Origin of the sequence: Aeromicrobium sp. 636 (assembly GCF_024433585.1) — a bacterium.
Lineage (GTDB): Bacteria > Actinomycetota > Actinomycetes > Propionibacteriales > Nocardioidaceae > Aeromicrobium > Aeromicrobium senzhongii.
Genome location: NZ_WNJU01000002.1, coordinates 149,903 through 162,469 on the forward strand (window position 1 = coordinate 149,903; position 12,567 = coordinate 162,469).

Consider the following 12,567-nt stretch of genomic DNA (forward strand, 5'->3'; position numbering starts at 1 on the left):
TTCACCGGAAGAGCGCGTCGACCTCGGAGCGGTCCAGTGAGGGTGACCAGGCGGCGTTCGGCGGAGCCGCAGCCCAGACGAATCCGTCCGAAGCCGCAGTCAGCGATTCGATGACGACGGGTCCCGACCCCGTCCCGCCATCGATCGCCAGGAGAACCGATGCGCCGGTGCGATGGGGAACATGACCCCCCGGCCGGACCTCCACGAGATCGTCGAGCTCCTTCTCGTCCAGGCGGCCGAACGTGGACTCCAGATATCGACGCATGTCCCGCTTGGTGACGACTCCTCCGTGCTGGAGCACGGTCATGGTGGCTGCGCCGGCCCTCTGGCGCGACTGCTTGACCGCGACGGTCAGTCGAGTCAGCACCTCTGCGTCGTCCTCGCCGCCGATGACGACCGGCACGGAGTCGGTCACCGTGCCCTCGACGACGTCATCGATGAGACTCGAGCGCGTGAACTCTGCGAACGTGCTGGCGCCATAAGCCGCGGACCGGGAGGTGGTCTCGCTGCCGGCCACCTCGATCACCTGGATCGGCGGGGTCGCGGATGCTCGCTCGGCCGGCGATTCGCGAGCAGGGTCCCGGCTGCTCGAAGCGGTGTCGGTCACGTCCGCGCCATCGAGCGTGGCGAAGATCGGAGCCGCCACGACCGCGACGGCCGCGATGCCGGCCGCCCATGCGAGCGAGCGATGCCGGGGTGCCGGGCTTCTCATCGCCGACACGTCCGAGTTCGTTCGCGAGTGTCCGACCTCGTCCCGGTACCGGGCGTACGCCGACTCGAAGTAGGTGTCGTCGGGGGTGCCGATGTGCGCGGCCTCCACCAGCGCGTTCCACGCGCTCGCGGGTTCGTCTCGTCGATTCATCGCCGTCCCTCTCGTCCAGTGCCCTTCTTTCCCTCACTTGTCCGGTCGTCGGTCGAGCGTTCGCTCATCGCCTCGCGCAGGCGCTCACGAGCACGATGCAGGCGTGATCGCGCTGTCCCTTGGCGCAGGCCGAGGACTGAGGCCGCTTCGGTCGGAGAGAGCCCTTCCCACGCCACGAGGAGAAGGACCTCACGTTCGGCCGGCGGCACCTGGGCCAACGCTGCGCGCAGCTCGGGTGCGACGGAAAGGGCGTCGAGGCGCTCATCGACGGCTTCCCAGTCCTGGCCCGAGGTGTCGCGCTGGCGGAACGGTGTTGCGGGCCGGCGACTGCGACGCAGATGCGCGCGCAGGACATTGCGAGCGACCCCGAAGAGCCAGGGCCGGACGTCCCCTCGTGCGGCGTCGAAGGTGTGTCGGCTCGTGTAGGCGGCGACCCACACATCGACCAGGAGGTCATCGGCGTCCGTCGGTGACCGGCGCGCCAGATACGCATGGATCGGCACCCGAAGCTCCCACAGGGATGCACCGAACCGCTCGGCCTCTTCGGCTGACTGGTCCTGAGGCACGATGTTCACACCTCTGTCTTGGCCGGGAGTCGCCGAAGCGTTCGCTCCGGGTCGATTCGGGGCCTCTCAGAGTGGTCGGCCGGTCCCCGGGTCGGGGTCGTCCGGCGGGTCTGACGCCGGGGTCGTCGAGGTGAGCGCCACGGGGTCGCCGCCGGCCGTCAGGGCCGCGTCGATCCGCTCGTTGGCGTAGCGCAGGATCTCGGCGACCGTGGCCGTGACGGGCACCGCCAGGAACGCTCCGGTGATGCCGAACATCGAGCCGCCGGCGGTGACGGCCATCAGCACGACCGCCGGGTGCAGGTTCATGCTCTTGCCCTGCAGCATCGGCGACAGGACGTTGCCCTCGAGCTGCTGCACGGCGACGATCACGATCAGGACGATCACGGCGTCCCGCGGCGAGTTCGTCACGAGCGTGACCAGCACGGCGATCGCGCCGCTGGCGAAGGCACCGATGATCGGGATGAACCCGCCGATGAAGGTGATGAGCGCCAACGGCACCCACAGCGGCTGGCCGACGACCAGCAGCGCGGTGCCGATCAGCACGGCGTCGATCAGCGAGACGAGGGCCTGGGTGCGGATGAAGCCGCCCAGGGTGTTCCACGCCCGGTAGAGCAGCTCACGCAGGTGGCCGCCGACGCGGTGGCCGCCGAGGCGCTCCACGAAGGGCAGGAAGCGGTGGCCGTCCTTGATGAACAGGAAGGTCAGGATCAGCACCAGGACGGTGTTGACGACGACGTTCGTGGCGACGCCGATCGTGGACAGGACGCCGCTGCTGATGTCACCGGCGCTGTTGCGCAGCCAGTCCTCGATCGAGTCGAGCGCGTTGCTGATCTGGTTCGACTCCACGGGCAGGGGGCCGTTGAGGAGCCACTCCTGCACCTCGCCGACGCCCTTCGCGGCGCGGTCGGCGATCTGGGGCGCCTCGTCGATCAGCTGCGGGATGAGGATCGAGAACAGGAATCCGAGCGCGGCCAGGAAGGCCAGCAGCACGAGTCCCGCAGCGGCGGCGGCCGGCACCCCGCGGTCGCGCAGGGCCTTGGCCGGCGGGCCGAGGACCGTCGCGAACAGGATCGCCAGGGCGACCGGGAACCAGATCACCCACGTGTGTCCGACCGCCCAACCGAGGACGTACAGGGCGGCCGCGATCACGACGAGGCGGATGCCCCAGCGCTGGACCACGCCGAAGCCCTGATCGATGATGACGGCCCGGTCGCGAATGCGTGTCTCGCTCACGCCGCCACCCTAGCCGGGGAGGCGCCAATCGACCGGCTGTGCACCCTGCTTCCGGAGCGCGTCGTCGGCGCGGCTGAACGGGCGGGAGCCGAAGAACCCCCGGGAGGCCGACAGCGGGCTGGGGTGAGGCGACTCGATCCGGGGGACGTCGCCCAGCCGTGGGGCCAGTGCCTGGGCGTCGCGACCCCACAGGATCGCGACGAGCGGACCACCGCGTTCGACCAGCGCGGCGATCGCCCGGTCGGTGATCGACTCCCAGCCCTTGCCGCGATGGCTCGCCGCCTCGCCGGGCCGGACGGTCAGGACGCGGTTGAGCAGCATGACGCCCTGGTCGGCCCAGGCGGAGAGGTCGCCGTGGGCCGCCGGCTCGATGCCGAGGTCGGCCTGCAGCTCGGTGTAGATGTTGACCAGGCTGCGCGGCAGCGGCCGCACGTCGGGCCGGACCGAGAAGGACAGGCCCATCGCGTGTCCCGGCGTGGGGTACGGATCCTGTCCGGTGACCAGCACCCGCACCTGGGCCAGGGGAGTGCGGAAGGCGCGGAAGATCGCGTCCGGCTCCGGCAGGTAGCTGTTTCCCGCAGCCACCTCGGCGCGCAAGAACTCACCCATGGTGGCGATCTGCTCGCTGACGGGCTCCATCGCCTCGGCCCAGTCCGGCGCCATCAGGTCATCGAGGCTCATCGGCGGCTCCCGAGGGCGCGAGGGGCGAGGGCACTGGCCACGAGGCACAGGGCGAGGGGGACGAGGAAGGCCGTGGTCAGCGGGACCCAGTGCGTCAGCAGACCGATGATCGAGGGTCCGCTCAGGAGCGCCACGTAGCCCATGCCGGTGACGCGGGCGATGATCGCCGCGCCGTGACGCGGATCGACGTTGCCGGCGGCCGAGAAGAACTGGGGGACGCAGCCGGCCAGCCCGATGCCGACGACGGCCCAGCCGAGGATGGCGATCGCGGGGGTGGGGGCGACGATCGCGATGGTGAGGCCGCAGGCACCCAGCAGCGAGGCCCATCGGACGAAGGTCCCGGCGCCCGTCACCGCGACGATCCGGTCGACGACCAGGCGCGAGACGAACATCGTCAGGCTGAACGCGCCGTAGGCCACGGCGGCGAGGGCCTCGGAGGTGCCGAGCTCGTCGCGCAGGTGGACGGTGCTCCAGTCGTAGGCCACGCCCTCGGCCAGCATGAGCGCGAAGGCCAGCGCTCCGAGCAGCACGATCTGCAGGGTCCACGCGGGCCGGCCGGGTCGGTCCTGCGAGTCGCGCACGTCGTGGTCGAGCAGGTGCGGCCGCACCGCGACGACGAGGACGAGCCCGATGATCGCGAACACCACGAAGTCCAGCGGGACCGGCGAGCCGAGCGCCAGCATCGCGCCACCGAGCGCCGACGCGGCCAGGCCGCCGGCGGAGAAGTACGCGTGGAACGACGACATGATCGGGCGGCCGTAGGCCCGCTCCACGGTGACGGCCTGTGCGTTCTGGGCGACGTCGACGACGCCGTTGGCGGCACCCAGGATGCCGAGTCCGGCCGCGAGGGTCCACACGTTCGTCGCCAGGCTGGGCAACACGATGGCGAGACACATCACGACCAGTGCGACCACCACGGCTCGGGCGCTGCCGGTCCGGTCGACGAAGAACCCTGCTGCCTGCATCGCGACCCAGGCGCACACGCCCGTCCACAGCAGCAGCGTCCCGAGCGTGGCCGCCGAGATGTCGGTGCGGTCCATGATCGCGGGGATGTGCACGATCCAGGCACCCAGCACGAAACCGTTGGTGAACAGCACCGCGGACGTGGCCACGCGGGCCCGGGTCAACGTCGGTTCCACCACGGGCCGAGTCTAGGAGCCGCGGTGCGCGGTGCGGGGTGGGCGGGCCCGGTAGCATGGGCGGGTTGTGAATTCTGCGATCGCCGATTACCGCCGTCTCTGGGGCGCAGCTGGACTCTCGTTCGTGACGGTGGCCTTCCTGGGACGCATTCCGCTCGCGATGAGCCAGATGGGCGTGCTGCTGCTGGTCGCCCAGGCCACGGGGCGTTACGGCATCGCCGGCGCCACGGCCGGCGCCCTCGCGGTCGCGAACGCGGCCGGGTCCCCGTTCTTCGGCGCGCTCGCCGATCGCATCGGTCAGCGCCCCGTCGTCCTCATCCAGTCGGTCGCCGGATCGCTGGGCCTGGTCTCGATCGTGTTCTTCGCCGGCCAGGAGGTCTCCTCGGCCGTGCTCGTCGTCGTCGCGGCGCTCACCGGTCTGGCCATGCCCCAGGTCGGCCCGCTGGCGCGCGTGCGCTGGCGGCCCGTGCTGGCCCTGCGGGTCAACGAGGGCCGCATCCGCAAGGACGAGGTCGACCGCTTCGTCGATCTCGCGTTCTCCTACGAGGGCGCCGGCGACGAGGCCTCGTTCGTGCTCGGCCCGGCGCTGGTCGGCATCCTCGGTGTCCTCATCGGCGCCGAGGGGGCGCTGCTCGCCGCCGCGGTCCTGTTGCTGGTCTTCGGCACGTGGTTCGCCGCGCACCGGACGGCGGCGCTCGTGCCGCGCGGCAGCGAGCACGCGCCCACGCACGGCGTCCGGCTGTGGACCTCGGCGTTCCTGTCGCTGGCCGCGGCCGTGTTCCTCATGGGCGTGCTGTTCGGCAGCATCCAGACGGGCACCACGGTGCTGGCCACCGATCAGGGCCACCCCGACGTGGCGGGCCTGATCCACGCGGTGCTCGGCATCGGGAGCGTCGTCGCTGCCTTCGCGCTGGCGGCGGTGCCGGCCAGCGTCCTGTACGCCACCCGGATGCTGATCGCCTCCGGGGCGATGCTCGCGCTCGCCTCGCCGCTGATGTTCGTCCACACCATCCCGCAGCTGGTCGCGGTGATCGCGTTGATGGGCTTCGCCGTCGCGCCGTACCTGATCAGCGCCTTCGCCCTCGCGGGTCTCATCGTCCCTCCGGCACGGATCGGGACGGCGATGACCTTCATGGCCGGCGCCACGGGGCTGGGCTATGCGACGGGTGCGTCGATCGCCGGCCGCGCCGCCGACGGGGCCTTCGGCTCCGAGGGTCCGACCCCGGCCTTCACCGTCACCATCGCAGCCATGGGGGCGGCGCTCCTGCTGTCGTTGGCCTCGCAGCGGGTCCTGCGCAGGGCCAAGATCGCCTCCTCCGTCTGAGTCAGCGCTCGAGCGCGGTCCGGAGCCGCTGTGCGGCGGTCGGCCACTCGTCGTCGAGCATCGAGAACGTCACGGTGTCGCGCCACGATCCGTCGTCGCGCAGCTTGTGCTTGCGCAGGACGCCCTCACGCCGGGCGCCGAGCCGGGCGATCGCGTCCTGCGAGCGCTGGTTGCGGATGTCGGTGTGCCACACGACCCGCACGCAGCCGAGCTCGTCGAACGCGCGCGTCAGCAGCAGCAGTTTCGCCTCGGTGTTCAACCCGCTGCGCCAGAAGCGCCGGCCGATCCAGGTGTGCCCGATCGCGGCGGTCCTCATCGCAGGGCTCACGTCGTAGAAGCACGTCATGCCGGCGACCTCGCCGGTGCGCAGGTCGACCTGCGCCCACGGCACGAGCGCCGGGTCGGCCAGGGTCCGAGCGATCCGCTGCGCGGCCACGTCGGCGTCCATCGCGTCCCAGCCGCGCAGGTGCTCGAACACGGCCTCGTCGTCACCGGCGGCGGCGAGCCCGGCCGCGTGGTCGATCGTCAGGGGCTCGAGGCGCACGAGGGATCCGGTCAGGATCGCGGGCGTCGTCCACGGATCTGTCACGCGGTCACCCTAGCCACGCGGTCACCCTGGCCACGCTGATGCGCCGGCTCAGCGCGTGAGGCGGTCCAGGAAGGCGACCATGAGTGCCTCGCGCACCCGCGGGGGAGCGACGTCGACCAGCGCGTTGACCGGACCGAGCCGGTCGGGCACGGCGACCTGACCGTCGCCACCGGCGAGACCGGCGAGGGCGAGGAGCCCGTCGAACGCCTCGTCGTCGAGCGTGTCCGGATCGAGGGTCGCCGCGGCCTCGGCCAGTGCGGGGTCGATGCGGACGGGACCGGCCACGGCCGCCTCGGCCACCGCTTCGCGCAGCGCCGTGAGGAACTCCGGCACGGAGTCCGCGGTGGCGGCCGAGATCGTGAGGTGCAGGTTCGCCGGCTCGTCCCCGAAGCGCATCTGGGGCTGCACGAACCAGCCGCGGTCGAGCATCAGGTCGCTGATGGTGAAGACGTCGACGGCGTCGTCGGTGCCCACGACGACCAGGGAGGTGTCCGGCCGCTCGACCAGGTGCAGGTGGTCGATGGCCTCGATCCCCTCGGCGAGCGCCCGCGTGCCGGTGAGCGTGTGCTCGACCAGCTCGCGGTATCCCTCGGAGCCGATGAGGCGGACGACCGCCCAGGCCGCGGCCAGCGGCCCGCCGGACTTGGTCGACTGCATCGTGGAGTTGAGCATCGTGTAACCGGGCCAGTCGGCGTACGCGAAGAACTGGGGCCGTCGCAGCCCGGCGTCGGCGTGCAGCAGCAGGGACACGCCCTTGGGGGTGTACGCGTACTTGTGCAGGTCCACCGAGATGCTCGTGACACCGGGCACCGCGAAGTCCCACGGGGCCGCGTCGGGCATCCACGGCAGGATCCAGCCGCCGATGCAGGCGTCGACGTGCAGACGCAGGCCGCGCTCGCGCGTGACGGCGGCGAGTTCCTCGATCGGGTCGATCACGCCGTGGGCGTAGGAGGGTGTCGACGCCGCGACCAGGACGACCCGGTCCCCGAGGCGATCGATCGTCTCGGTCATGGCGGCGACGTCGGCACGGTGCTCGGCCCCGACCGGCACGGCGACGAGCTCGACACCGAAGTAGTGCGCGGCCTTGGCGAAGGCGGCATGGATCGTGCTGGGCACGACCATCGCGGGTCGCTCGACGCGGGCGGCGTCCCGGGCGGTCTGGACCGCCAGCAGGATCGACTCGGTGCCGCCGGACGTGACCGTCCCGACGACCGCGTCCCCCGCGTGCAGGTGTGTCCGCGCGAACGCCACGAGGTCCGCCTCCATCGACAGCAGGCTCGGGAAGGCGGTGGGGTCGAGCCCGTTGGCCGACGCGTACATCGCCAGCGCCTGACGGCCGACCTCGTCGGCGGCAGCCAGGCCCGAGTCGTAGACGTAGGCCAGCGTCCGGCCACCGTGCGTGGGCAGGTCCTGGCGGCGCCGCTCGGACAGCTCGGCGAGAATCTGGTCAGGTGACATCGGCGCTCCTGAGGCGGTCGTCCAGGCGGTAGCCCCGCAGCAGCACGAGGCTCAGCACCGTGAGTGTGGCGGGGATGAGGGAGAAGCCCAGGGCGATCGCCAGGCGTGCGCTGTCGGGCTGGGTGACGGTCTCGCCGCCGGTCGACGAGACGTAGCCGCCGGCCGTCAGCGCCAGGGCGAGGATGCCCGGACCGAGGGCCAGGCCCAGCGTCTCGCCGGCGGTCCACACACCGGTGAACACGCCGACCCGGTTGGCGCCGCTGCGTCGCGCATCGTCGGCGGCGACGTCCGGCAGCATCGCCATGGGGAACACCTGGGCGCCCGCGTACCCGATGCCGACGAGGGCCGCGGCGACGTACGTGACGGCGACCCAACCGGCATGGGCGCTGAGCAGGGCGACCATCCCGGCGATGAGGAAGCCGGTGGCGAAGACGTATCCCGAGCGCTTGCCGCGCGTGGCGGCGTACCGCTCCCACAGCGGCGTCACGAGCAGTGCCGGGCCGACGAAGGCCACGAACAACAGCGTGTTCGCCGCCGCACTGTCCAGCAGGTGGTCGGCGACGTAGGCGACGCCGGCCAGCACGGTGCCGATGGCGGCGGCCTGCACCACGAAGGTCAGCAGCACGGCGCGGAAGTCCGGGTTGGCGCCGACGAGCCGCAGTTGGTCGGAGAACGTTCCCGTCGCGGTCTCACCGGGGTGGTCGGGGGCGCCGCGGGTGCCCCACCAGGAGCCCAGGACGCCGATCGCGATGATGACACCGACGTACGCACCCATGGCGGCGTGGCCGAACTCGTCGGCGACGATCGGCGCGGTGGCGCCCGAGACCAGGATCGCGAGCGCGAGCACCACGACCCGCCAGGTCATCAGCCGCGTCCGCTCGCCGTAGTCCAGGGTCAGCTCCGCGGGCATCGCGACGTACGGCACCTGGAAGAACGCGTAGGCGCTCGCGCAGCCCAGGAAGGCCACGGCCACCCAGGCGGCGCCCAGCGCCTGCGGGTCGGCGGGGCCGGCGAACATGACGGCGAACAGCACCGCCAGGGTCAGGCCGGCCCGGACGAGGAACGGACGGCGGCGTCCCCCGGGGTGCCGCGAGCGGTCGCTGATCCGGCCCGCGATCGGGTTGAGCACGACGTCCCACGCCTTGGGCGCGAAGACCAGCACGCCCGCCAGCGCCGTCCCGATGCCGATCGTGTCGGTCAGGTACGGCAGGAGCAGCAGGCCCGGCACGGTGCCGAACGTGCCCGTCGCGACGCTGCCGAGGGCATAGCCGCGTCGGACCCGCGCCGGGAGCTGCGTCGTCACCCGTCCGAGGGCTCGATGTCGCGGACGGCGGCCAGCTCGTCGAGGAAGGTCTTGGCCCAGCGCACGATGTCGTTCTCCATGACCTGCTTGCGCAGGGCGCGCATGCGCTTGCGCAGGTCGACGGGGCTGGCCTGCATCGCGTCGACCATCGCCTGCTTCATGCCGTTGATGTCGTGGGGATTGACCAGGAAGGCCTGTCTGAGCTCGCCCGCGGCACCGGCGAACTCGCTCAGGACCAGGGCGCCGCGGTCGTCCCAGCGCGTGGCGATGTACTCCTTCGCCACGAGGTTCATGCCGTCGCGCAGCGGGGTGACGACCATGACGTCCGCAGCGCGGTACATCGCGGCCATCTCCTCGCGGGGGAAGGACGCGTGCAGGTACTGGATCGGCTGCTGGCCGATGCGTCCCATGTCGCCGTTGATGCGGCCGACCAGCCGATTGATGTCGTCGCGCAGGATGCGGTACTGCTGGACCCGCTCGCGCGAGGGGGTCGCGACCTGGACGAACACGGCGTCGTCGACGTCGATCACGCCGTCGCTGACGAGCTCGCCGAACGCACGCAGGCGCTGGGGCAGGCCCTTGGTGTAGTCGAGCCGGTCGATGCCGATCAGGACGTGGCGCGGGTTGCCCAGGCTGTCGCGGATCTCCTGGGCCCGGGCGATCACCTCGGGTGTGCGCGAGAGCTGCTCGAACCCGCGCGCGTCGATCGAGATCGGGTAGGCCTTCGCGATGACCTTGCGGCCGTCGGGCAGGAAGACGGTGTCCTTCACGGTGCGGTGGCCGACGCGCTGGCGGACCAACCGGGCGAAGTTCTGGGCGCCGCCGGGCATCTGGAAGCCGACGAGATCGGCGCCCAGCAGGCCCTCGAGGATCTGGCGACGCCACGGCAGCTGCTGGAACAGCTCGGTCGGGGGGAAGGGGATGTGCAGGAAGAACCCGATCAACAGGTCGGACCGCAGCTCGCGCAGCATCTGGGGCACGAGCTGGAGCTGGTAGTCCTGCACCCACACGATCGCGCCCGGAGCGGCCAGCGAGGCCGCCTTCTCGGCGAAGCGCCGGTTCACGGTGACGTAGGCGTCCCACCACTCGCGGTGGTACTCCGGCGTGACGACCACGTCGTGGTAGAGCGGCCACAGGGTGCCGTTGGAGAACCCCTCGTAGTAGTCCTCGACCTCCTGCTCGGACAGCGGGACCGGGACGAGGCGCAGGCCGTCGTGGACGAACTCGGGCAGGTCCTCGTCGGACGCGCCGTGCCAGCCGATCCAGGCTCCGCCCTTGACCTTCATCACGGGCTCGAGGGCGGTCACGAGGCCGCCGGGGGACTTGCGCCAGGACACCTCGCCGTCGGGACCGACGAGACGGTCGACGGGGAGGCGGTTGGCGATCACGAGGAAGTCGGTCTGCTCGGGCGCCATGGGCCCACCCTAGATGAGAACGGGCGCACGCGCGTGGGACTGACGGGCGTCCGGGCGTCGATTCGCCGACATGAATGACAACCGTGTGATTCCGCCGGTACCATCGAGCCATGGCAGCGGTGGAGAGTCACGACCCGGTGGTCCACGAGGGCACATTGTCCGATCGCGACCGCGAGATGCTCGAGCTCGAGCGGCTGTGGTGGAAGTACGCCGGCGCCAAGGAGCAGGCGATCCGCGACAAGTTCGACATGACCGCCACGCGCTACTACCAGATCCTCAACGCGCTGATCGACTCCGAAGAGGCGCTCGCGCACGACCCCCTGCTCGTCAAGCGGCTCCGTCGCCTGCGCTCGCAGCGTCAGCGCCAGCGTCAGGCCCGCCGCACCGGCTCCGACCGCTGAGGTGGAGCACGAGCCCGAGCCCGAGCGTCCCGAGGATCGTCGTGACCTCGGCCGTCCCCGGCCCACGTGGTCGCTGATCGTCCTGCCGGCCGTCTGGCTCGTCCTGGGTGCTCTCGGGGGTGTGGCCATCATCAGCGTCGTCCGCAGCGACGACCCCCCGGCCGCGTCCGCCGAGGTGTCGAAGGGCGCCAGCGCCGAGCCCACGGCCACCAAGAAGCCGAAGGCGCAGAAGTCCGAGAAGTCCGAGCCCACGGCGAAGGCGACGAAGAAGCCCAAGCCGGAGCCCACGACCGAGCCGACCGTCGAGCCCACCGCGACCCGCTCGATCGCGGTCGGCGTCTACAACCAGATCGGCATCGGCGGTCTGGCCGCCCGGGTCGCCGGGCAGGCCCGGGGTGCCGGCTGGAACGTCGCGGCGGTCTCCGACTGGCGCGGCAGCGTGCCACAGGACACGGTCTACTTCCCCGCGGGACAGCAGGCCGAGGCCGCGCTGCTGGGTCAGGACCTGGGCATCGTCCGGCTCATGCCCGCCACCGCGAACATGTCCTCGTCGTCGCTCACCGTCGTGCTGGCCAGCCCCCGGTGAGCTTTCGTGCCGCGCCATAATGGGGACATGACCGACCCGGGGCAGATGCTGCTGGCCCTCGACTTCGACGGAACACTCGCTCCGATCGTGGAGGACCCGGAGGCGGCGTACATCCACCCGAAGTCGCTGGACGCCCTGCGTCGTCTCGGGCCCGTGCTGGGCGCGATCGTGATCATCACCGGGCGCCCGGTCGACCAGGTCCGCCGACTCGGCCGGTTCGAGGAGGGCCCCGGTCTGGAGCACCTCGTCGTCTTCGGGCAGTACGGAGCCGAGCGCTGGGACGCGGCCACCGGCCAGGTCCGCCGCCCCAGCCGCCCGCAGGGCGTCTCCGACCTCGCCGACTGCCTGCCGCAGTGGCTCGAGGACCATGGCGCCTCGCGGATCCGTGTCGAGGACAAGGGACTGGCCATCGCGCTGCACACCCGCGGGGTCGCCCCGGGTCTGCTCGACGAGTTGCGACCCCAGATCGAGGCGCTCGCCGCCGAGGTCGGTCTGCACCTCGAGCCGGGTCGCCAGGTCATCGAGTTGCGTGCGTCGGGCTCGGACAAGGGCCAAGCGCTGCGCCGGGCGATCGAGCCGACGCAGCCCCACATCGTCATGTACGCCGGTGACGACCTCGGCGACCTCCCCGCCTTCGAGGAGGGACTCGCGTTGCGCGCCGACGGCATCGACGTCACGCTGGTGTGCTCGGCCTCGGCCGAGCAGGATGCGCTGGTGCCGCTCGCGGACGTCGTCCTCGACGGCCCCGACGCCGTCGCGACGTGGCTGAACGAGTTGGCCGACTCGCTCGTGCCCGCCTGACCGGTCACCGCGCCTGCCGCACCTCACCGCGTCCGTCTCATCACTTGGACGTAGTAGACGTATCGTGAGACGCCGTCCTACGCTGAACCCACTCATCCCGAGGGGCAGAGGGACACGGCCCGACGAAGCCCCAGCAACCAGCCGATCACCGGCCAGGTGCTAATTCCGTCCGTGGCCGAACGCCGGCCCGGAGAGATGAATGGAGCCTT

At 71.5% G+C, this 12,567-nt stretch carries 13 protein-coding genes and 1 riboswitch; of the genes, 4 read left to right on the forward strand and 9 right to left on the reverse strand.

The window, feature by feature from the left end:
- Position 1 precedes the first annotated feature (1 nt).
- The 5 genes from GL325_RS07340 to GL325_RS07360 form a co-directional block, all read right to left on the reverse strand.
- Positions 2-862 (reverse strand): hypothetical protein, encoded by an 861-nt coding sequence (locus GL325_RS07340; protein WP_187769119.1) that lies wholly within the window; start codon positions 860-862, stop codon positions 2-4.
- Positions 859-1,428 carry an RNA polymerase sigma factor gene (locus GL325_RS07345; protein WP_255955773.1) on the reverse strand — a complete coding sequence of 190 codons (570 nt, stop codon included), beginning with the start codon at positions 1,426-1,428 and terminating at the stop codon, positions 859-861. The genes GL325_RS07340 and GL325_RS07345 overlap by 4 nt, the downstream gene beginning before the upstream one ends.
- A 66-nt stretch (positions 1,429-1,494) precedes the next feature.
- A complete protein-coding gene (locus GL325_RS07350) occupies positions 1,495-2,661 on the reverse strand; it encodes an AI-2E family transporter (RefSeq protein WP_187411564.1) in 1,167 nt (388 codons plus the stop codon).
- A 9-nt stretch (positions 2,662-2,670) separates the two neighbouring features.
- Positions 2,671-3,342 (reverse strand): uracil-DNA glycosylase, encoded by a 672-nt coding sequence (locus tag GL325_RS07355; protein ID WP_154596518.1) that lies wholly within the window; start codon positions 3,340-3,342, stop codon positions 2,671-2,673.
- Positions 3,339-4,484, reverse strand: a complete 1,146-nt coding sequence (locus GL325_RS07360) for an MFS transporter (RefSeq protein ID WP_187411563.1) — start codon at positions 4,482-4,484, stop codon at positions 3,339-3,341. The genes GL325_RS07355 and GL325_RS07360 overlap by 4 nt, the downstream gene beginning before the upstream one ends.
- Before the next feature lie 121 nt (positions 4,485-4,605).
- Here GL325_RS07360 and GL325_RS07365 point away from each other — a divergent pair, with 121 nt between their 5' ends.
- Positions 4,606-5,805 carry an MFS transporter gene (locus GL325_RS07365; RefSeq protein WP_223111072.1) on the forward strand — a complete coding sequence of 400 codons (1,200 nt, stop codon included), beginning with the start codon at positions 4,606-4,608 and terminating at the stop codon, positions 5,803-5,805.
- A gap of 1 nt (position 5,806) precedes the next feature.
- On the opposite strand, the gene GL325_RS07370 is transcribed toward GL325_RS07365, so the two are convergent.
- The 4 genes from GL325_RS07370 to GL325_RS07385 are packed head-to-tail and all read right to left on the reverse strand — an operon-like array spanning position 5,807 to position 10,570.
- The gene (locus tag GL325_RS07370; RefSeq protein ID WP_187769122.1) at positions 5,807-6,394 is read right to left on the reverse strand and encodes a GNAT family N-acetyltransferase; all 588 of its coding nucleotides are present in this window, start codon (positions 6,392-6,394) and stop codon (positions 5,807-5,809) included.
- A 48-nt stretch (positions 6,395-6,442) separates the two neighbouring features.
- Entirely contained in the window at positions 6,443-7,852 is a 1,410-nt protein-coding gene (locus tag GL325_RS07375; RefSeq protein WP_187769123.1) for an aspartate aminotransferase family protein, read from the reverse strand.
- Positions 7,842-9,155 carry an MFS transporter gene (locus GL325_RS07380; protein WP_187769124.1) on the reverse strand — a complete coding sequence of 438 codons (1,314 nt, stop codon included), beginning with the start codon at positions 9,153-9,155 and terminating at the stop codon, positions 7,842-7,844. The genes GL325_RS07375 and GL325_RS07380 overlap by 11 nt, the downstream gene beginning before the upstream one ends.
- Positions 9,152-10,570, reverse strand: coding sequence for a trehalose-6-phosphate synthase (locus GL325_RS07385; protein WP_154596520.1), 1,419 nt, complete (start codon positions 10,568-10,570; stop codon positions 9,152-9,154). The genes GL325_RS07380 and GL325_RS07385 overlap by 4 nt, the downstream gene beginning before the upstream one ends.
- Positions 10,571-10,680: 110 nt before the next feature.
- Between GL325_RS07385 and GL325_RS07390 the strand changes: the two genes are divergently transcribed.
- The 3 genes from GL325_RS07390 to otsB are packed head-to-tail and all read left to right on the forward strand — an operon-like array spanning position 10,681 to position 12,358.
- The gene (locus GL325_RS07390; RefSeq protein WP_154596521.1) at positions 10,681-10,971 is read left to right on the forward strand and encodes a DUF3263 domain-containing protein; all 291 of its coding nucleotides are present in this window, start codon (positions 10,681-10,683) and stop codon (positions 10,969-10,971) included.
- Position 10,972: 1 nt separating this feature from the next.
- On the forward strand, positions 10,973-11,557 hold the full coding sequence (locus GL325_RS07395) for a LytR C-terminal domain-containing protein (protein WP_187769125.1): 585 nt from the start codon (positions 10,973-10,975) through the stop codon (positions 11,555-11,557).
- Between the two features lie 27 nt (positions 11,558-11,584).
- Positions 11,585-12,358 carry a trehalose-phosphatase gene (gene otsB / locus GL325_RS07400; protein ID WP_187769126.1) on the forward strand — a complete coding sequence of 258 codons (774 nt, stop codon included), beginning with the start codon at positions 11,585-11,587 and terminating at the stop codon, positions 12,356-12,358.
- Positions 12,359-12,447: 89 nt separating this feature from the next.
- Positions 12,448-12,560: riboswitch (SAM riboswitch) on the forward strand.
- The last annotated feature ends 7 nt before the right edge of the window (positions 12,561-12,567 follow it).